The sequence below is a fragment of the Pseudomonas sp. NY15463 genome (genome assembly GCF_048068415.1).
In the GTDB taxonomy this organism is placed as follows: Bacteria; Pseudomonadota; Gammaproteobacteria; order Pseudomonadales; family Pseudomonadaceae; genus Aquipseudomonas; species Aquipseudomonas mosselii_C.
In genome coordinates this window covers 408339-426792 of sequence record NZ_JBLUQD010000001.1, presented here as the reverse complement: position 1 = coordinate 426792, position 18454 = coordinate 408339, and the positions used below count along the sequence as shown (strand labels likewise).

Here is an 18454-nt window from a genome sequence, read left to right as displayed (position 1 = left end):
CAAAATCTCCCCAGCCTTAGAAGGCCTGTTGTCATTGTGATGTGGGCATTTTGCGGGATTGACTTATCAACAAAAAGCAAAGAAATTCGCACCTTTATCAATTAATGGTTGTTAATTATGGCGCTCCTCAGGTTCACCTTGCGTCAGCTCGAAACGTTCGTCTGCGTGGCTGAATTGCGTAGTTTCGCCGGTGCCGCCGAACGGCTGGGTATGACGCCGCAGGCCATCAGTCAGCTTGTAGCCGAGCTGGAAAAGGTGCTGGGTTTCAGGGTGTTTGACCGGTCGACCCGCAAAGTCAACTTATCGGCAGCCGGCCGTGACTTTCTGGCGTCCGTACAATCGACGATGCGTCACGCACGGGCTTGCGAGAGCGCGGCGGCAGATGTGCGCAATCGCGCCGCCGGCGTGGTGCGAATTGGAGCACCGCTGGTACTCGCCTGTCGCGCGTTGCCCGAAGCGATCAGGGACTATCAGCGACTGCACCCGAAGGTGGTCATTCGCATTCGAGATCTTCCAGTGGAGATGCTGGTGGACGCAGTGGCCACAGGTGATGTCGATCTGGCCCTTGGACCTGATCGCCCTATCGGCAATGACGTAGCTCGCCAGACCATGTTCGAAAGCCGCTGGGTCTTATGGTGCTGCCCCGACCATCCACTGTCCTCGCGCACGCGCATCACCTGGCGCGACCTGCATGATGCCCACCTCGTTGCAGCAGGCCGCGACCACGAACGTAGCGTGATTCCCATGCACGCCAGCGCCCCGGAGGATGAACGGGTCACGCCAGTGGAAATCGTCGACAACATCACCACAGCCCTGGGCCTGTCCGCACACGGGTTGGCGGCTACTCTGGCGCCAGCCTACATCAGGTGCCTCGCCGAACAGTTCGGCCTGCAAATGCACCGCGTACAAGAGCCCGAGACGCTGCGTTCAGTCTGCCTCTACCACTCAACCGCTCGTCACTTGTCACCTGCCGCAGATGGCTTCGCTGAGTTCCTGAGGTCTTGGTTACACGACTGGGCAAAGCGGCATTGATGAAATGCCAACGTCGACGCACGCCAGCCCTGTGCTGGCGCGGTGGCCGCATCGCGCAGCATGGCCTGCCGCTCAGGCTAGCGCTGGGCCGCAGGCCGTCGGCTCAACGCATCAAGATCGCGTGACTGCGCTCGATGCTCGGCACCGCGCCTTGATCGCGTCGGGACGCCAGCCATGCGCGCATTCGTGGGGTATCGAAGATCTGCCCCTGCTCCATCATCATCAGAATGAGCGCCTGAGACATGCGATACGATCCACACTGCGCACAGCAGCGCGCCTCCCATCCACTGGCGCAATCGATAGACTCGGCCTGTCCGGCACAAATCAGACAACTCATGCAAACCCCCTTTTGTTTTTGTTCAGCGTAGGGACGGCAGAAACCACAACAAGCGTGCCGCTCGCTTAGGTGAGATTTCCAGACGCTGAGTAAATTCCCTGGACGTTCGCTGTGCCTTGCTAGCGGCACACACGTCGCCTGGGTGGGGGGGTATCAGCCTTAGGCTCGCGGCTTATCGCCCCGGCAGCATGCGTTTGAGGGTGTTGTCCTTGAGCAGGTAGTGATGGGCCAGTCCTGCACACGCATGCAGGCCGATCAGTGCGTAGCCGGCATTGCCAAGCAACTCATGCCAGTCCTTGAGCGTGCGGGCCAACGCAGGATCGACAGGCAGCGGCGAAGGCACCACGATCTCCCAGTACGGCAATGGCTTACCTGCCGCGCCCAACATCAGCCAGGCCAACAGCGGCGTCACGATCATCAGCCCATACAAGGCCAGGTGGGTAACACTGGCCAACGCAGTTTGCCAGGTGGGCGGCGCGGGGAGAATAGGCGGACGCGGGCTGAGCCGGCCAATCAGGCGCACCCAAACCAGTACGAACACGGCGATACCCAACAGCGCATGAAAGCCCAGCAACGGGCTCTTCAGCGCATGTCCCCTGGGCAACGCCCCGCGCAATTCGATGCACGCATAAATACCAATGAACAGGATGACCATGCTCCAGTGCATGATGATCGATAGCCGACCATAGCGGTCAAGCGTTGAATCGCGCTTCATATCCATGACCTCGAACGATAAAGGGTATGTCCGTTGCCCCTGGCGCGATGCGAACGCCCTGCTTGGCAACCGGACAGCGCCAAGTTGCCTGTTCAAGCTTAAGGAAGTCTGAAGTGATCCGCGTGAAGGCGCGGCCACTCAAAGGCGGCATCACGCCACGGGGAACAACAGCGTGGCGGCTAAGCCGCCGCTGGCTCGGTTGTCCAGGCGCACCTGCCCGCCCAGCCGGTCGACGATGGTGGCGACGATGGACAGCCCAAGACCTGCCCCGTTCGGGCTGTTACGGCTGTAGAAGCGTTCGAACACGCGTGACAGGCTCGCTTCATCGATACCCGGCCCCTCATCTTCGACGACCAGTTCGACGTGATCCGCCAAGCGCCGCAACGAAACGGTTATGCGGCCCCCTGGCGGCGAGTGCTCTACCGCATTGGACACCAGATTCTGCAACGCGATGCCCAAGGCACCGGCGTCGATGTCCAGGTGATGCTCGCCTTGGCCAATATCCAGCGACGGCTCCAGGCCTCGGTCCAGGATCCAGGGTGTCAGGTCGGCCAAGGTGTCAGTGACCAATTCGGCGAGATCCACCGGAGCACTGGCACGCTGGCCCAATTTAGGCTCGACCCGCGCCAGGGTCAGCAGTTGGTTGACCACCCGAGTGAGTCGGTCGACCCCGCCCATGAGGAAGCCCAGCGCTTTATGGCGCTCCGCATCGTTGCTGGCCTCCAGTGCGTTTTGCGCATGCAGGCGCAGCACCGCCAACGGCGTGCGCATTTCGTGCGCGGCATCGGCGATGAAGCGATGTTCACGCCGCAGCAGGTCCTCGATCTGTGCCAGCAAGCGATTGATCGCAGCCTGCATCGGTTCGAGTTCCGAGGGCAGTGGCACCAACTGCAGCGGTTCAAGTGAATCGGCGTGACGCTTGCGGATGACCGTGGCCATGTTCTGAAGCGGCCGCAGCCCCCAGCCAATTGCCGCCCAGACCAGCAGCGCCAAGGCCAAGCTGCCGAGCAGGAACGGCAACAGGGTATGCCGAACGATGCGGTCGATCAGGTCGTAGCGCACATCGTCACGCTCGCCCACCCAGATGACCCAATGTTTTTCTGGCACCGGCAAGACGAAACCACGCCATTGCTCGTTGTCGCTGATGAAGTCGTAGAAACCTGGAGACGTGGGGGGCGGGTCGAGGGTCGGCGCGCTGGGTGTATGAACCAGGCGCCCCACGCCGTCCTGCCAGACCTGAAAGGCCAGCTTGCTTTCGTAGGGATGCCCGACCTGATGCCGGCCGGCCTTGCCAAGCGCCTCGTTGAAGGCCTGGTACAGGGCCTGACGCGAGCCTTCCTGCACCGGCATGCTCATCACCCCCTGCAGCAGGCGGGCATTCTGCGCCAGGTGCGCGTCATACACCTCGTTAATTTCGCGGCGGCTGTCGTGGTAGTTGTAGAGCGCCAGCAGGCCGGTGCCGAGCAACAATAACAACATCACTCGCCAGAGTGTGCGTTGGCGCAGCGAACTCATGCTTTGGCCTCGACTAGGTAACCAATGCCGCGTACCGTGCGAATCAGGCCATTGAACAGCTTCTTGCGCAGGTGATAGATGTTCACTTCAAGCGTATTGCTCTCGGGTTCTTCGTCCCAGCCATACAGCAGCTGGGTCAGCCGCTCACGGGTGAACACCTTGCCAGGTTGCGCCAGCAATTCGTGCAGCAGCACGTACTCTTTCGGGGTCAATACGACCTCTACCCCCTGGTAGCGCACCTGCTGGGTAGCGGGATCGAGGCTGACCCCGGCATGTTCGATCAACACCTTGGCGCGCCCTGCGCTGCGCCTCAACAGTGCACGCAAGCGCGCCTTGAGTTCGTTGAGATCGAAGGGTTTGACCAGGTAATCGTCAGCACCGGCATCCAGGCCGGTGATGCGATCTTCCAGCGCATCCCGCGCGGTGAGGATCAGCACCGGCAGCGTATCGCCGCCGGCGCGTACGCGCCGGAGCAGTTCGATGCCATCCAGGCGTGGTAGCCCCAGGTCGAGAATCACAAGATCGAAGGTTTCATGCTGCAGGGCATGCAAACCACTGACGCCGTCGCGTAACCAGTCGAGGGTATAGCCTTGCTGACGCAAGCCATCGCAGATCCCTTCACCCAGCGCAAGGTCATCCTCAACCAGCAGTAGCCGCATATTCAGTCCTGTTTGTCCTTGATCGCCTTGAGTAACGCATCGATATCGCTGCGCCGTCCCTGGTCCGCCAGCTCGCGCCCCGGACGGGGCGCTGCCTGCAAGGCTTTTTGCAAGGCAACCGTCGCCTCAGGGTAACGCTTCTGGCGGTACAGATGATCCGCCCAGAAGTAATTGCTGTCGATACCATTGGGGTTGATCTGCAAGGCTTTACGTAGCAAGGCATCAGCTTTGTCGCTGTCGCCGAAGCCGATCGGCCAGCCAGGCACCTGGTCGTAGAGGGTGCCCAGGCTGGTGTAGGCCGAGCCTTGCAGGGCGTTGGGGTCCAGTTCGATAGCCTGCTCCAGACTGGCTTTGGCCGCCTTGACTTTGCCCAAGGCGCCGATGCCGCCGATGGCTCCGGCCCAACTGCTGTTGATGATACCTTCCCAAATCAACGGTTCGGCAGCACCGGGGTTGCGATGAACGAATGCAGTGGCATCACCGGCCAACTGCTCGAAGGCGTCGGCGCGTTTTTCCTTGGGCAACTGGTACTGGATGTGCGCCCAGCGCTGCTGCAGGTCGGTCAACTGCTGTGTACCTGCCGGGTCCAGCGCCCAGCTCAACGGGGCGAATGCCAGCAGGCTGGAGATGAGCAGACGCTTCATTTGATCGACTCCTTGGGGTGGCTACCGATGTAACGACGAATGACAGGCAGTTGCTTGCGCAGCGCGCGATCGACCACGCTGGGTAACATCCCATTGATGCGCACGAAGAGTTTCTCTGGCCACCCGAGGTACAGCTCGCTGCGCTCGGACTGCACCGCCTCAAGTACCGCACGGGCGACATCTGCCGGGTCGTCCATACCCACTTTCAAGGCTTGATTGAGTGCCGTCGCAGCACTGCTGTTCATGCCCGTGCGGGTCGCCCGAGGGGCGGCATACAAGACATTGACCGAGGTGTCGGCCAGCTCGCGTCGCAGCGCTTCGGAAAACCCGCGCAGGGCGAACTTGCTCGCACAATAGGTGGCGTAGCCCGGATAGCCGATCGAGCCATAGGTGGACCCGACATTGACCACCAGGGCCTTGGGTTGGGCGCGCAGCAATGGCAGGCAGGCGCGTGTCAATTGCAGTGGAGCCTTGAGGTTGATGTCGAGCAGCTCGTCGAGCGCGTGCTCGTCCAATTGATCGAGCAAGGCAAAGCGATTCACCCCAGCGGCGTTGATCAGTACGTTGACATTGCCCATCTCGCGGGCCCGACCGACAACTAGATCGCGTCCCTCCTGGCTGCGCAGGTCGGCCTCTTGCCAACGCAGCCGATCCGGGTAGCGCTTGATCAGGCTGCCCAGCTCGCCCACGCGCCGACTCACCGCCAGTACCTGGGCGCCGGCAGCGCAGAGCTGCTCGGCCAACTCAAGGCCGATGCCCCCGCTGGCGCCGGTGAGGACTACCACCGATTCAGGCAAGCGCATGACGCACCTCTCGCTGTCCGGCACGTGGCAAACCCTGGAACATGTCGGTGTACAAGCGATAGACCACCTTCGCGGCATGGATGACCGCCTGTTGATCCTCGGTCTCGTCGAGACGGTCCATCAGTTGCTTGTAGGTCACCATATGGTCCTGATCGAGTGCACCATGCGAAGTGAGGTAACTGAACGCCTGTGCAGGCAGGCCCAGCGTGCTCTGGAGGGTGCCCGCGGCCTGGGTGGCCAGGGCAATGCTGGTGCCTTCGAGTACGTTGACCATGCCGAACAGCCCAACCGGGTTACCACGGGCGATCAAATCGTAGAGGTAGGACACCATCAGCTCGATCGACATCGACGGGCGACCATCACGTACCGCCTCCCAATCGCCGCCACAGGCCCTGATGTCGTTGAGGATCCACTGCTCGTGGCCGTATTCCTCCTCGATGTATTCGCACACCGCGCCGCGCAGCCACTCCAGCCGCGACGGCAAGCGCGCGCCACACGCCATCATCAGCGGCACGGTATGGCGCACGTGGTAGTAGGCCTGGGTCAGGAAGGCGACATAGCTGTCCAGGCTGACCTGGCCAGCCAGGGCTTCACGGATCACCGGCACGCCGAACAAGGCCTGCCGCTCTTGGAGGGTCTGGGTTTGCAGCGTGTCAAAAAAGGACATGGTAAACCTCACAACGAGATGTCGGATAACAAGGAGTGGTAGCGCTGCAAGATCGCCTCGCGTCGCGGGCGGCCGTTGGCAGTCAGGGTGTCGTCAAGCGCATTTAGCGGCGCTGGCAAACGCCGCCAGGTGTGTACCTGGGCGTAATCGGGCAGTTGTGCGTTGCACTGCTGCACGGCCTGCTCGATCGCCTCGTCGCTGACGCTGGGGTCCAGCGGCCAGAGCAGTGCCAGGTTGTGCGGCATGGCTTCGCCATGTACGAAGGCCTGGGCGATGACGCCGCGCTGGGTGAGTTCGGCCTCGACCCACTCCGGGTTGACGTTGCGCCCGAAGCTGGTGATGAACTGGTGCTTCTTGCGCCCATCGAGATACAGATAGCCCTCCTCGTCCAGATGGCCGAGATCGCCCGTTGCCCACCAGGACTGGGTCACCGGGGCGTCTTCCAGGTATCCAAGCAGTGTCGAGCCCGCCACCAGCACCTCGCCATCCTCGGCGATGCGCACTTGTACATGCGGCAAAGGCTTGCCGACACTACCAGGGCGCACGGCACCGGGACGGTTCAGCGCTACCACGGAGGCGCATTCGGATAGGCCGTAGCCCTCGAACACCGGTAAACCCACCGCAGCAGCCCGCGCCAGCAGGCTTGGCGATACCCGCGCACCGCCCACCGCCACGAAACGCAAGGGGCCTACGCGCATCAGTCCGCGCTCGATGGCGATGACCAGTCCCATCAGCAGTTGCGGCACCAGGATCAGGCTCTGCGCACCGCTCAGGGCGATCGCACCCAGCAGCCGCTTGAAGTCCACCTGGCTTGCGCCGTTCATGCCCAATTGCTGTTGCGGGTAAAGCTGCACGCAGGCCCCAGCCATGAGTGCAGCGTACACCCCCAGATTCTCCAGCAGCACGCCCAACGGCAGCACCGCCAGGTACTGCTGGGGTTCGGTCGGCCGGCTGGCGGCCTCCAACTCACGGGCGACCCGCAGCATCGCCTCAGCACTGAGGCAGACACCTTTAGGGCTCGCGGTACTGCCCGAGGTGTAGGTGATCTTGGCTGTGCCCTCGGGCAATCGAGCGCCAGTCGCGCCCTTGCGCAACCAGAACTCACCTTGCTGAACAAACCCTTGGGTAACCAGCTGCGACGTCCATTGCGCCGCACACAGCACGGTCGATGCGCCGCTTTGTGCAAGGCAGTGCTCGAACTGCGCAGCACTGAAAAATGACGGCACGATCACGCACGCGCGCTCGGCGAACAACGCAGCCAGGTCCCAGAACAACACGTCAGGGCCATTGTCCAGCGCCAGGACCAAGGCACCCGCCGGCTGCCGACTCAGCAGCTGGGCGCGCAGCCCCACCTCACCGAGTAGCTGCCGATAGGTGTAGCTGTGCGTCTGCCCTTTCACCGCCACGGCCCCCGCATGGTCGGCAGCGTAGTGCATGAGCAGTTCCCGAAAACGTTCCAATTCATGCCGCATGACCAGCCTCCTCGACCAGCACAGGTAAACCCAGGCGTTGAAACACGCCGGACCGAGCAAGGGCGGCGAAGCCATAGCCGATGTTTCCGGCGAATACTTGGGGGCGTTGCTCGTAGTAAGTCCCCCACTCATCTACCTGCCCTTGCAAACGTCGTGGATCTGCCACGGCCAACACCGTGGGCGTCAACCCCAGCCGTTGGAAGCTGTTGATCAATGTCGCAGCGCCAGTGAAGGCCACCCACTCGAAGCCGCGAGTGGCCAGCAGCCAGGTCACCGCGATGATCATGATCCGAGCACTGCCGGCACTGAGCGACGCCAGGTTGCCCACCTCGACCAGGCATGCGCGCTCCAGCGGGGCGCCGGCAATTTGCGCGACAGCGGTTTCCAAGGGTGCGTCAAGGTAGCGTTCGAGAAACAACGGGCCTTGGTTGGCTGGCCGCATCCCAGCGGCGGCGATCAGCCGACCGTGGCTGTCATGCAGGGCCAGCAGTTCGGGTAGATAGTGCTGCACATCCGCTTGGTGCACGGTGGCGAAGCAGGTGTGGATGAAGTGCTCCAGATCTGCGCGTGAAGTCTGCCCCGCCAGATGAAGCGAAAGCTGCGCGCGGTGGTCGGCATGGCTACCGATCGGCAGCGGGAGCAGGCTGCTCCATTGAGACTCGGTCATGAAACTCCCCCCAATTGGGTTCGACGGGGAAATTATCGAGGCCGAATCTGAATAGAATCTGAAGTGGCGCTTTCGACTTTAGGCGTACAGGTGTCACGTTCGACGCTGCACGCCTGTGCGGGGCTGTCAGGCCCCGGCGATGCGGCTCTGCCCTTGCGGATGCGGCGCTTGCTGGTCAGTGGGCAGGCCATGCGCCTTCTGGGGTTGTTCGAAATATTGCTCGATTTGCTCGAAGCAGTCCTGGATGACCTGGACCAGCTGCGGGTCAAAATGTTGCCCTGCCTGCTCCAGGATAAAGGCTTGGGCGCGCTGCGCGCTCCAACTGGGCTTGTAGGGGCGTGGCATGCGCAGAGCGTCATACACATCGCAAAGCGCCACGATGCGGGCTTCAAGAGGGATTTGCTCGCCAGACAGCCCACGCGGGTAGCCCGTGCCATCCCATTTTTCGTGATGGCAGTAGGCGATTTGCGCCGCCATTTCGGTCAACTCATCCATCGCGCCATCGTGCAGGATGCTGTAACCGATTTCGGGATGGCCCATGATCACCTGGCGCTCTTGCGCGGTAAGGACCCCCTCCTTGAGCAGGATGTGGTCGGCAATCCCGATCTTGCCCAGGTCATGCATCGGCGCGGCCATTCTCAAACGCTCGCACCAGGCCGCCGGCTGCCCCATCGCCCGCGCGATCAACGCCGAGGCGTCGCCGATGCGCTGAATGTGCTCACCGGTCTCGTTATCCCGATAGCTAGCAGCTCTGCCCAAGGCACGAATCGCCGCACGGTAGCTTTCCTGCAACTGCACGGTGCGTTGCAGCACCTGCAACTCAAGGTCCAGGTTGGTCTGCTGCAGGCGACGCGTCGCCTGCGCCAAGCGCAGGCAGTTGCGCACCCTGAGCACCAGTTCCGGCAGATCGAGCGGCTTGGGCAGGTAGTCGTTGGCCCCCAGTTCCAGCCCGCGACGTCGGCTGGCCGCGTCGGTCAACGCGGTGAGAATGATCACCGGCTGGCGCGACCGGTCGCGTCCACTGAGCTGTTCGAGTATCTGAAAGCCATTGGGCTCTGGCATGTCCAAGTCCAGCAGCAGCAAATCCCAAGGCTTTTCGGTCAGCCACTGCAAGCCTTCTGCGGAGTCTGAAAAACACACCACATCGGAAAGTCCGAAGGCTTTCAGGCTCGAACTGAGCAAGCGTACGTTCGCAGCGACGTCATCGATCACGACAATGCGTACATCATCTGGGATATCAGTGAACATTCGTCGGCTCCTGTTCCAATAACGCGCTGAGCAATTGGGCAAGTTCTTCACGGCTCACAGGCTTGGCGAGCACGCCCTGGAATTCGATCCCCAGCGACGCCAGTTTGCGCGGCTCACTGCCAATCAGAATCAGTGACATCAGCTCTGCCCCGGCGGTACGGCGGATCCGCCCCAGCAGGCTCAAGCGCTGTGGCTCATCCTCGTCACAATCAAGCAGCAGCACCTGCGGCGCGCCATACTCGCGGGCGCGGGCCAGGCACGCCTGCAACGTGCCGTGCTCGAAATGAACCTGCGGGGCCAGTAGCATGGGCACTTGCGTGACGATGTCGGCATCCGCACCGGCGTAGAATACGTTTGGATCGATTGCGTCCTCGGGGCTCTCCCACTGCGCAGCATCGAGCAATTCGATCCAGAAGCGGCTGCCCTCTGCGGGTACGCTGCGCAACCCCATCGACCCGCCCATCAGGCCAGCCAATTCGCGGCACAGAGCCAGGCCAATACCGGTGCCCTGAATCGATGTGTTTTCCTTGCCCAGGCGCTGGAAGGGCTCGAACAGCTCCGCTTGCAATTGAGGCTCGATGCCCATGCCCCCATCTTCGACATACAGCCGCACGACCCCCGGCAGCGCTTCGGCGCCGACCAGCAACTTGCCTTCGGGTCTGTTGTACTTGATGGCGTTGGACAGCAGGTTCAGCATGACCTGCCGCAAACGCCTGGGCTCCGAGCGCACCCACCATTGCGGCGGCACTGGGCAAAGGTGCAGTTTCAGTCCGGCGGCCTGGGCCTGAGCGGCCATCATCTCCGAACACTCCTCCAGCACGCTGGCGACCTGAACCGGTACAAGGCTGAGGTTCTGGGTTTCTGCTTGCAGGCTGGACCAGTCGAGCAGGTCATCCACCAGATTGGTCAGGTGGCTACTCGCAGCCAGAATCTCCTCGACCTGATCCTTGGCCACCGCATCCTGCACCTGCATATGCAGGAGCTGCCCAAAACCATGGATGGCGTTGAGTGGGGTGCGTAATTCATGGCTGATACTGGAAATGAAACGTGATTTGGCCTGGTTCGCGGCCTGCGCCTGATGGGTTCGCGCCTTGAGGTCCGCCTCGGCCAGCTTGAGCATGTCGATGTCTACAAGCGTGCCCAGTGCAGCCCGGGTGGTTTCGACCGAGACATCCAGCATACGACCTTGGCACAGTACCCACAGGGCATGGCCATCAGCTTGGTACATCCTCAGTTCCAACTCGATACGCTGGATACTGCCTGAGCGTAGGCTGTCGAGCACCTTCTGGAATTGCTGGGCGCTCGGCTCGTCAAGCCTTTCCAGAAAGGCTTCCCGGGTAATCTGCTGACCCGGCCAACCCAAGCGTTCGCACAAGCCGCCGTGCAGGCTCAGGCAATCATCATCCGGGTGATACTCCCACATACCCGAGGTAGGGTAGTCCATGATCTGCATCAACCGGCGCTGCGCCATGCGCCGATGCAGATCGCTGGTCGCCAGTTGCGCCCCCATGGTCAATACGTCGCCAGCCATTTCGTCCAGTTCCTGAATCTGCGACTCAGCGCGCTGTGGCTGCCAATGGCCACGACCGATCTCATTGAGCATGCCGCTGATATCGGCGATGGTCTTGCGCAGCCGCTCACTGAGCTTGCGCGAACGACTCCAGAGCACGCTGAAATAGCCCAGGTAGAAAACCACCAGGCCGGCGATCATGAGATAGCCAATGTCGCGGTAGTGCTCCGCCAAGGTATTGGTCGCGCTCATGACCATTTCCTTGTCGACCACCGCCAGCAGGTGCCACCCCGTGCTGCCAATAGCACTCCAGGCAATCAGGTGATCACGCCCCTTCAGGGCCAGTTGCGTATTGCCCGAGCCGGACGTGTTCAACTGATCAGCCAACTGACGTGTGTCGTCGCGCGCCCCCAGGTTGAAGTTCTGCGGTTTGAAGCGCTCACTGCTGATTTTGTTCTGGCTAGGGACTTGGACCAGTTCCTGCAAATCGAAATCGTGCTCGGCTTTTTCCGGCATGGCCATGATCGTCCCGTCGCGCCCGACAAGCAGCAGGTATCCATCCCAAGGGACTTTCAATTTTTCAAGCTGTGGCAATACTGCGCCGATGGTGACATCGATACCGACGACGCCTTCGAGAAAGTCCCCGGTATACACCGGGGCCACCGCCGACATCATCCACCCATGCCCTGCCGGATCCAGGTAGACGTCGGTCCAGCGTGTGCGGCGTTCCGGGTTATGCGCCGCATCCGCCAGGTAGTAGAAGTTGAATTCCGGGATGCGCATGTCCGGCGGGTACTGCTCATCAGTGCGGAACCAGGGGTAGATGCGGTTATAGCTGTCCCAACTGTTGAAATACAGGCTGGCGATGATAGGGTCATGGTTCTTAATTTCCATGAACAGCGGATCGAGCGTAGCGAGCCGGTTGACCTTGTCCAGGTCCTGACGATCCAGCGGCGTCGCGGCAGAGTAAAAAGAGGCTGAACCGCCCCGGTCCTGCGCGCTGAACCTGGCACCTTGGGCCGATACCGAGAGGTTTTCCACGGCCCCCTGGGCTGGCCCCTGCAAGGCCCGTTCGGTCAACCGCGCCAGCAGGCTCGCGGTATCGCCAATGTGGTCGAGCTGGTTCTGAATGATCAGCGCATTCTGCTCTGCGCTAGCGGCAAGGCTGTCGATAGCACTGCGATCCAGGTAACCCAATTGCGCGTCGCGGATCGCCTGATTGCTCAGCAGGTAGCAGCCGACCAATACGCTCTCGACCAAGATCAGAGGAATCAGCGCGCTGCGCATGAACGCCCGCCACATCCACTGCCGCAACAGGATTCGACTCACCGCTTTGCCCATTTCGCCTCCGTGCATGCCCGAGGACGGAACCAATAGCAGCACAAAGCCACTATTGCTTGTATAGCTCACCGCCCCGGAATACGAACTCCCTTCGTCGCTTCAGTCTAGAAAAATATCTGCCGTTGCCAAATAACCGTTTGGATGACGCGCAAGGGGGGCAAATAGCAATTAACTGCAAAACCAACGGCCTATCAGCAGCGTCCAAGTCGCAAGTGAAAATGACTCTCCTCTACCAGCCCTTAGCCGGCTAAACACTGACCCAGGTCAAGACTTCAAGCGGAAAACGCACATGTAACAAGATTTTGCTGCCAGCTCGATTGACATCAAAAAGCCACCAATTAGTCTGCAGATCATCACTGACCTGCATACAGGTGCCCTCGCCCAGACCAGCCCCCCGAACGGCCTCGCAAAGACAGCAGGACGCGCGATTGAGCTAATGGACAGCCATTAAAGAACAATTGCCTACAGCGTTCACAGAGGTTTGCAGCATGCGAACTAATCTTCCGGTCACTCAAAAAGAACTCGAATTTTCGGCAGGCCAGCGCCTGATCTCCGCCACTGACTTGCACGGCAAACTCACCTACTGCAACGACGAGTTCGTGGCGGTAAGCGGCTACAGCCGCGAACAGTTGCTCGGCAGCCCGCACAACATCGTGCGTCATCCCGATATGCCCAGCGCGGTATTTGCCCACATGTGGTCCTACCTCAAGGAAGGCAAGAGCTGGATGGGGGTGGTGAAGAATCGCTGCTGCAATGGCGACCACTACTGGGTCAACGCCTATGTCACACCCATCTTCTCTCAGGGGGTCCTGACCGGCTATGAGTCGGTGCGGGTCAAGCCAGATCGAGATCAGGTCCAGCGTGCTGTCCAGTTATATGCCCGACTCAAGGACAACAAGCAGAGCCAACCGTTGCGCGAGCGCCTGGGGTTCTGGGTGCGCATGGTCCTGCCTCCGACCTTGGTCGCAGCTACCAGCTGCCGGGGTCTTCGAATGGGCCGGTACGCTACCAGGCGCCCTCACGGCTGCCGTGGGGATGTTCGCGCTGCAAGGACTGGCCGAAGTGTTGGTGCGCAAGACCCTGAACACGATCCGCAGCGTCTCGGCTGGCAGTTTCGACAGTGAGTTGATCGCCCGCACTTATACCGACGAGCGCGGCATGGCTGGGCAACTGCAAATGATCCTGATCAGCGAGCAGGCCAAGATTCGCACCGCCCTGAGTCGCCTGGGCGATTTCGCCAACCAAACCGCAGCCCTCGCCACACAGAGCCAGTCACTTTCGCGTCAGTCGGAGCAAGCCCTGACCAAACAACGCGACGAAGCCGACATGGCGGCCACCGCGATGAACCAGATGGCGACCTCGATTGCCGAGGTGGCAGTGCACATCAATCACACCGCCAAGGCGGCCGATGAAGTGAACCTGCTGACTCAGACCGGCTCGCAGGAAGCGCAGAAGACCCGCCACGTGATCGAGAAGCTCGCCGAAACGGTCGAGGCAGTGAGCCATTCGGTCGAAGGGCTGGCCAACGAAACGCAAACCATACAGCAAGCGGCGAACATGATCCGCTCGATTGCCGAACAGACCAACTTGCTCGCGCTCAACGCGGCGATTGAGGCGGCACGAGCGGGTGAACAAGGCAGAGGTTTCGCGGTAGTGGCGGACGAAGTGCGCGCCTTGGCCTCCAAAACCCAGGAGTCTACCCAAACCATCCAGCGCATCATCCAGACCCTGCAAGAGGTGGCCAACCAAGCAGTGGCGGTGGCACGCCAGGGCAGCGGCGAAGCGGTCAGCGGCGTGGCTCAGGTAATCAGCACGCAACAAGCGTTGGATGGCATCAATACCGCCGTCGGCCGTATCCACGAAATGAGCCAGCAAATGGCCACGGCCTCCGAAGAGCAGGCGCACGTCGCGGAGGAAATTTCTCGGCAGATCACCAGCATCGCGCACGTCTCGGAGCAGAACGCCGACATCGCTGAAAACTCTTGCGATTTAGGCGCAGATCTCGAGAACACGGCCCATGCACTCAATGCCTTAGTCACCCGATTCAATGGCTGAACAGGCGCTCAGTTCGAGCAACGAGGTGAAAAATGGCTGGTCTATTGGAAACCGTCGACAGCCGCACGCAGCTGGCTGGCAAGAATCGCCTGGAATTGTTGCTGTTTCGCTTCGACGACAAGCAACGCTATGGCATCAACGTGTTCAAGGTGCGCGAAATTCTAAAGTGCCCGCCCTTGTCGCGCCTCCCAGGCGCCCATCCGGTGGTCTGCGGCGTGGCCAACGTCCGAGGCAGGTCGGTCTCGATCCTTGACCTCGCTCAAGCCACCGGACTGCCAGGGCTGCATGATCGTGAAACGGCCTTTGTGATCATCACCGAGTATAACGGTCGCACCCAGGGTTTCCTGGTCAGCGACGTCGAGCACATCGTCAACCTGAACTGGGAGGGGATTCACCCTCCACCTCGGGGCAGCGGACGCCACCATTATCTGACTGCGGTCACGCACGTGGACGGCGAGTTGGTTGAGATCATCGACGTGGAAAAGGTCCTCAACGAGGTGTCTCCGGTCTGCGAGCAACTCAGCGAAGGCACCCTCGATGCGGATATCTGCCAACAGGCCAGCCATTTCAAGGTGCTGATCGTGGATGATTCTTCGGTCGCTCGCCGGCAGGTCAGTCGCTGTCTGCAAGCCGTCGGTGTTCAAGTGCTGGCCTGTAACGACGGCAGCCAAGCCCTGTCGTTGCTGGAAACGATGCTGGCAGACGGCAAGCAGCCAACCCATGAGCTGTTGATGATGATTTCAGATATCGAAATGCCGGAAATGGACGGTTACACGCTGACGTCCGAGGTCCGCGCCAACCCACGCATGTCCAGCCTGCATATTGCGCTGCACACGTCCTTGTCCGGCGCTTTCAACGAAGCCATGGTAAAAAAGGTCGGCGCCGACGAGTTCCTTGCCAAGTTCCGTCCCGACGCCTTGGCGGGGCTGGTGACAAACCGCATCCGACAGTTTGCGCTACATGCCTCAGCGCCGCCGCCCCAGGCGCCGAGTTGAGACGCGCGGGCATGGTGAGTGCTAGCGATCAAAGGTCCAACGTGCCACTGAGCAACGCGCTGAGCAGGCGTGCAACATTAGCACTGTCCTCGTCCAGCAGGTGCAGCGGGATGCCTTCGAAGGCCACGTGCGAGTCGCCCAGCCCGTGGCCAATCACTGCAAGCGGACAGGCGATTTCCATCTGCAGTGAACGCAGGCACTTGGTCAACGCCACACTCACCGGTGCCTGCACACGTATCACCAACGCCGCAGGCTCAATCGCGGCACACAGTAAAGGCAGCTCTTCCAACGGCTGATCGCAGCCAAGAACATCGATACGTTGCTGCTCGCCACTGAGTAGCAGACCGGTACACAGTAGCGGAAATTCGGCGCGCCCCTGGGCGCCGGCCAGCAGGACCCGCGGCGAATGCACCTGGTTCATCTGCAAACGCATCAGCAAGCGGGCCCGCAAGAACGTATCGAGAAACGACCATTGACTGCGCTGGCCCGGCGCAGCCCCTGTGGCCAGGTCATGCCACACCGGTAACAGTACATCACGTAGCACGGTGCGCTTGGGCAGGAGGGTGAACAACTGGCCATGCACCGCCTCCAGGGCCTGTGCATCGAAAGCCTTGGCGGCGCTCGCCAGGGCGCTGCGCCACTCATCGAAGGCAGAAGACGGCTGGACAGATACATCGGGCTGGCCTGCCAGCCGGTCGCCGACTTTACTGATAGGCACACCCTTGCCAGTCCAGTGCAGGATGTCGTTAATACGCTGGACATCCTGCGCCGTGTACAGCCGATGGCCGCCCTCGGTGCGCTGGGGGTGGATCAATCCATGGCGGCGCTCCCAGGCACGCAAGGTCACCGGGTTGATGCCGGTCAGGTTGACCACATCGCGCATGGGGAGCAGATCGGGTTGAGGAGCGTCAGTCATCGCAAGCGGGTATCCAGGAGGTCAGACATTCTAAACCCATATCCGGCTTCTGCGGCGAGCCTGCTTGGGTCATCATGCAGCAAACGATGCCGATGCCTTCCAGGCAGACGCTAAACTGCGCATCACGCATACGAAACGCCTGAAGGTGGGCCCATGATCAACGCGAAACTCCTGCAACTGATGGTCGAGCACTCGAACGATGGCATCGTCGTCGCCGAGCAGGAAGGCAAGGACAGCATCCTGATTTACGTGAATCCCGCCTTCGAACGCCTGACCGGTTACTACGCCGACGACATCCTCTATCAAGACTGCCGCTTCCTTCAAGGCGAGCATCATGACCAAGAGGCCCTTCAAACCATCCGCGAGGCGATCCGCGCAGGCAGCCCCTGCCGACAGGTGCTGCGTAACTACCGCAAGGACGGAAGCCTGTTCTGGAACGAGCTGTCCATCACGCCCGTGCGCAATGAAGCAGACCAGCTAACCTACTACATCGGTATCCAGCGCGACGTCACGGCGCAGGTGTGCGCCGAGCAGCGGGTCCGCGAGCTGGAGGCTGAAGTGGCCCAACTGCGCCTGCGCCTAGCTGAGGCCGAGACCCGCTAATACCTATACAAGAAATTATTTCTGTATAGATTATTTCGTGGGCTTCAGCTATACCTGTACAACACATCACTTTTGTACAGGATTGGCGGGAGTCCAGCATGTCAGCCTATCTACAGGAATTCGCCGAACGCTTCGCCCGCCTGGATGCCGCCAATCTCGGCGTGCTGGAGCATCTGTATAGCGAAGATGTGACCTTTCGCGACCCGCTGCATCGCATCCAGGGGTTGCCAGCGCTCAGCGCCTATTTCAAGCAGTTGTACGCCAACGCCCAAGACATTCGCTACGAGTTCTCCAGTGCCGACGAGGTGCGTCCTGGGCAAGGTTACCTGCGCTGGACGTTGCAGTTTCGTCATCCACGCCTGGCGCGCGGTCAGCCGATCGCCGTGCAAGGGTGCAGCGTCTTGCATTGGCGCGAGCGCGTACATTTTCATCAGGACTATTTCGACGCCGGAGCCCTGCTTTACGAGCACATCCCCATCATGGGTCGGGCTATCGGCTGGCTCAAAGGCAGGCTGGCATGAGCCGCTGTTGGTTGACCGGCGCCAGTAGCGGGATCGGTGCCGCACTCGCACAACTGCTCTTGGAGCAAGGCCATAACGTGGCCTTGGGCGGTCGCCACGCTGATCGCCTCGCACCGCTGGCCGAGCGCTTTCCAGGGCAAGCGCTGCTGGCGCTAGGCGACCTTGACGATCCCAAGCAGGTCGCGGCGATCACCGCCCAGATCGAGCAGGCCTGGGGTGGCTTGGATATGGCCATTCTCAACGCCGGCACCTGTGAGTACCTGGAGCCCGGGCATTTCGACCCGACGCTGGTGGAGCGCGTGATGCGCACCAACCTGCTGGGCCTGAGCTACTGCCTGGCGGCGGCGCTGCCCCTGCTGCGCGCCGGCCAACGCCCTCATCTGGTGGTGATGGGCAGCTCGGTGACCTGGCTGGCGCTACCCCGCGCCGGCGCCTATGGAGCCTCCAAGGCCGCAGTGCGCTATCTGATCGAGTCACAGCGAATCGACCTCGCGCATGAAGGCATCGCGACCACCCTGGTCAGCCCAGGCTTCGTCGACACCCCGCTGACGCGTCGCAACGACTTTCCCATGCCCCAGTTGTGGACCGCGCAGCGTGCCGCCCGACATATCGCCAAGCGCTTGCCCCGGCGTCCGCTGGAAATCAACTTCCCAGGTCTTTTCACCTGGGTACTGCGCCTGCTTGGTGCACTGCCGGCGCGCTGGCGTCTGGCACTGGGCCAACGCCTCGCCCGTCATGAACAGGAATGATGATC

General features: G+C 61.3%; 19 protein-coding genes. 7 read left to right on the top strand and 12 right to left on the bottom strand.

Going from position 1 to position 18454, the window contains the following annotated elements; genetic code table 11:
• Positions 1-138 precede the first annotated feature (138 nt).
• Complete coding sequence (locus tag ACNFIC_RS02080) at positions 139-1032, top strand: LysR family transcriptional regulator (RefSeq protein WP_416779568.1); 894 nt, start codon at positions 139-141, stop codon at positions 1030-1032.
• A 103-nt stretch (positions 1033-1135) separates the two neighbouring features.
• Here ACNFIC_RS02080 and ACNFIC_RS02075 read toward each other — a convergent pair whose 3' ends face one another.
• The 11 genes from ACNFIC_RS02075 to ACNFIC_RS02025 form a co-directional block, all read right to left on the bottom strand.
• Positions 1136-1369 (bottom strand): hypothetical protein, encoded by a 234-nt coding sequence (locus ACNFIC_RS02075; RefSeq protein ID WP_416779567.1) that lies wholly within the window; start codon positions 1367-1369, stop codon positions 1136-1138.
• A 172-nt stretch (positions 1370-1541) separates the two neighbouring features.
• Positions 1542-2084 (bottom strand): cytochrome b, encoded by a 543-nt coding sequence (locus ACNFIC_RS02070; RefSeq protein ID WP_138217564.1) that lies wholly within the window; start codon positions 2082-2084, stop codon positions 1542-1544.
• Between the two features lie 150 nt (positions 2085-2234).
• Positions 2235-3599: an ATP-binding protein gene (locus tag ACNFIC_RS02065; RefSeq protein WP_138217563.1), complete on the bottom strand. Its 1365-nt coding sequence runs from the start codon at positions 3597-3599 to the stop codon at positions 2235-2237.
• Positions 3596-4258 carry a response regulator gene (locus tag ACNFIC_RS02060; RefSeq protein WP_138217562.1) on the bottom strand — a complete coding sequence of 221 codons (663 nt, stop codon included), beginning with the start codon at positions 4256-4258 and terminating at the stop codon, positions 3596-3598. The genes ACNFIC_RS02065 and ACNFIC_RS02060 overlap by 4 nt, the downstream gene beginning before the upstream one ends.
• A 2-nt stretch (positions 4259-4260) precedes the next feature.
• Entirely contained in the window at positions 4261-4902 is a 642-nt protein-coding gene (locus ACNFIC_RS02055) for a tetratricopeptide repeat protein (protein WP_138217561.1), read from the bottom strand.
• Positions 4899-5705 carry an SDR family oxidoreductase gene (locus tag ACNFIC_RS02050; protein WP_138217560.1) on the bottom strand — a complete coding sequence of 269 codons (807 nt, stop codon included), beginning with the start codon at positions 5703-5705 and terminating at the stop codon, positions 4899-4901. Before ACNFIC_RS02050 ends, ACNFIC_RS02055 begins: the two co-directional genes overlap by 4 nt.
• Positions 5692-6372, bottom strand: a complete 681-nt coding sequence (locus ACNFIC_RS02045) for a TenA family transcriptional regulator (RefSeq protein WP_138217559.1) — start codon at positions 6370-6372, stop codon at positions 5692-5694. The genes ACNFIC_RS02050 and ACNFIC_RS02045 overlap by 14 nt, the downstream gene beginning before the upstream one ends.
• A gap of 8 nt (positions 6373-6380) precedes the next feature.
• Positions 6381-7844: an AMP-binding protein gene (locus ACNFIC_RS02040; RefSeq protein ID WP_416779563.1), complete on the bottom strand. Its 1464-nt coding sequence runs from the start codon at positions 7842-7844 to the stop codon at positions 6381-6383.
• Complete coding sequence (locus ACNFIC_RS02035) at positions 7834-8511, bottom strand: thermostable hemolysin (RefSeq protein ID WP_138217557.1); 678 nt, start codon at positions 8509-8511, stop codon at positions 7834-7836. The genes ACNFIC_RS02040 and ACNFIC_RS02035 overlap by 11 nt, the downstream gene beginning before the upstream one ends.
• 126 nt (positions 8512-8637) lie before the next feature.
• Positions 8638-9759: an HD-GYP domain-containing protein gene (locus tag ACNFIC_RS02030; RefSeq protein ID WP_416779561.1), complete on the bottom strand. Its 1122-nt coding sequence runs from the start codon at positions 9757-9759 to the stop codon at positions 8638-8640.
• Positions 9749-12610, bottom strand: a complete 2862-nt coding sequence (locus tag ACNFIC_RS02025; protein ID WP_138217555.1) for a sensor histidine kinase — start codon at positions 12608-12610, stop codon at positions 9749-9751. Before ACNFIC_RS02025 ends, ACNFIC_RS02030 begins: the two co-directional genes overlap by 11 nt.
• A gap of 488 nt (positions 12611-13098) precedes the next feature.
• On the opposite strand from ACNFIC_RS02025, the gene ACNFIC_RS02020 reads away from it, so the two are divergent.
• The 3 genes from ACNFIC_RS02020 to ACNFIC_RS02010 are packed head-to-tail and all read left to right on the top strand — an operon-like array spanning position 13099 to position 15660.
• Positions 13099-13734: a PAS domain-containing protein gene (locus tag ACNFIC_RS02020; protein WP_416779559.1), complete on the top strand. Its 636-nt coding sequence runs from the start codon at positions 13099-13101 to the stop codon at positions 13732-13734.
• The gene (locus ACNFIC_RS02015; RefSeq protein WP_416779557.1) at positions 13646-14665 is read left to right on the top strand and encodes a methyl-accepting chemotaxis protein; all 1020 of its coding nucleotides are present in this window, start codon (positions 13646-13648) and stop codon (positions 14663-14665) included. Before ACNFIC_RS02020 ends, ACNFIC_RS02015 begins: the two co-directional genes overlap by 89 nt.
• A gap of 32 nt (positions 14666-14697) precedes the next feature.
• Positions 14698-15660 (top strand): chemotaxis protein CheV, encoded by a 963-nt coding sequence (locus ACNFIC_RS02010; protein WP_416779555.1) that lies wholly within the window; start codon positions 14698-14700, stop codon positions 15658-15660.
• Positions 15661-15688: 28 nt separating this feature from the next.
• Here ACNFIC_RS02010 and ACNFIC_RS02005 read toward each other — a convergent pair whose 3' ends face one another.
• Positions 15689-16576, bottom strand: coding sequence for a MerR family transcriptional regulator (locus ACNFIC_RS02005; RefSeq protein ID WP_138217552.1), 888 nt, complete (start codon positions 16574-16576; stop codon positions 15689-15691).
• Positions 16577-16729: 153 nt separating this feature from the next.
• Between ACNFIC_RS02005 and ACNFIC_RS02000 the strand changes: the two genes are divergently transcribed.
• The 3 genes from ACNFIC_RS02000 (at position 16730) to ACNFIC_RS01990 (ending at position 18449) form a co-directional block, all read left to right on the top strand.
• The gene (locus tag ACNFIC_RS02000; protein ID WP_416779553.1) at positions 16730-17179 is read left to right on the top strand and encodes a PAS domain S-box protein; all 450 of its coding nucleotides are present in this window, start codon (positions 16730-16732) and stop codon (positions 17177-17179) included.
• A 98-nt stretch (positions 17180-17277) separates the two neighbouring features.
• Positions 17278-17700 (top strand): nuclear transport factor 2 family protein, encoded by a 423-nt coding sequence (locus tag ACNFIC_RS01995; RefSeq protein WP_138217550.1) that lies wholly within the window; start codon positions 17278-17280, stop codon positions 17698-17700.
• Positions 17697-18449, top strand: coding sequence for an SDR family NAD(P)-dependent oxidoreductase (locus ACNFIC_RS01990; protein ID WP_416779551.1), 753 nt, complete (start codon positions 17697-17699; stop codon positions 18447-18449). The genes ACNFIC_RS01995 and ACNFIC_RS01990 overlap by 4 nt, the downstream gene beginning before the upstream one ends.
• Positions 18450-18454: the final 5 nt, after the last annotated feature.

What these genes read in the sequence shown, in the direction of transcription:
- ACNFIC_RS02075 (WP_416779567.1), bottom strand. Translation starts at nt 1,369, where the DNA reads ATGAGTTGTCTGATTTGTGCCGGACAGGCCGAGTCTATCGATTGCGCC.
- ACNFIC_RS02070 (WP_138217564.1), bottom strand. Translation starts at nt 2,084, where the DNA reads ATGAAGCGCGATTCAACGCTTGACCGCTATGGTCGGCTATCGATCATC.
- ACNFIC_RS02065 (WP_138217563.1), bottom strand. Translation starts at nt 3,599, where the DNA reads ATGAGTTCGCTGCGCCAACGCACACTCTGGCGAGTGATGTTGTTATTG.
- ACNFIC_RS02060 (WP_138217562.1), bottom strand. Translation starts at nt 4,258, where the DNA reads ATGCGGCTACTGCTGGTTGAGGATGACCTTGCGCTGGGTGAAGGGATC.
- ACNFIC_RS02055 (WP_138217561.1), bottom strand. Translation starts at nt 4,902, where the DNA reads ATGAAGCGTCTGCTCATCTCCAGCCTGCTGGCATTCGCCCCGTTGAGC.
- ACNFIC_RS02050 (WP_138217560.1), bottom strand. Translation starts at nt 5,705, where the DNA reads ATGCGCTTGCCTGAATCGGTGGTAGTCCTCACCGGCGCCAGCGGGGGC.
- ACNFIC_RS02045 (WP_138217559.1), bottom strand. Translation starts at nt 6,372, where the DNA reads ATGTCCTTTTTTGACACGCTGCAAACCCAGACCCTCCAAGAGCGGCAG.
- ACNFIC_RS02040 (WP_416779563.1), bottom strand. Translation starts at nt 7,844, where the DNA reads ATGCGGCATGAATTGGAACGTTTTCGGGAACTGCTCATGCACTACGCT.
- ACNFIC_RS02035 (WP_138217557.1), bottom strand. Translation starts at nt 8,511, where the DNA reads ATGACCGAGTCTCAATGGAGCAGCCTGCTCCCGCTGCCGATCGGTAGC.
- ACNFIC_RS02030 (WP_416779561.1), bottom strand. Translation starts at nt 9,759, where the DNA reads ATGTTCACTGATATCCCAGATGATGTACGCATTGTCGTGATCGATGAC.
- ACNFIC_RS02025 (WP_138217555.1), bottom strand. Translation starts at nt 12,610, where the DNA reads ATGGGCAAAGCGGTGAGTCGAATCCTGTTGCGGCAGTGGATGTGGCGG.
- ACNFIC_RS02020 (WP_416779559.1), top strand. Translation starts at nt 13,099, where the DNA reads ATGCGAACTAATCTTCCGGTCACTCAAAAAGAACTCGAATTTTCGGCA.
- ACNFIC_RS02015 (WP_416779557.1), top strand. Translation starts at nt 13,646, where the DNA reads ATGTTCGCGCTGCAAGGACTGGCCGAAGTGTTGGTGCGCAAGACCCTG.
- ACNFIC_RS02010 (WP_416779555.1), top strand. Translation starts at nt 14,698, where the DNA reads ATGGCTGGTCTATTGGAAACCGTCGACAGCCGCACGCAGCTGGCTGGC.
- ACNFIC_RS02005 (WP_138217552.1), bottom strand. Translation starts at nt 16,576, where the DNA reads ATGACTGACGCTCCTCAACCCGATCTGCTCCCCATGCGCGATGTGGTC.
- ACNFIC_RS02000 (WP_416779553.1), top strand. Translation starts at nt 16,730, where the DNA reads ATGATCAACGCGAAACTCCTGCAACTGATGGTCGAGCACTCGAACGAT.
- ACNFIC_RS01995 (WP_138217550.1), top strand. Translation starts at nt 17,278, where the DNA reads ATGTCAGCCTATCTACAGGAATTCGCCGAACGCTTCGCCCGCCTGGAT.
- ACNFIC_RS01990 (WP_416779551.1), top strand. Translation starts at nt 17,697, where the DNA reads ATGAGCCGCTGTTGGTTGACCGGCGCCAGTAGCGGGATCGGTGCCGCA.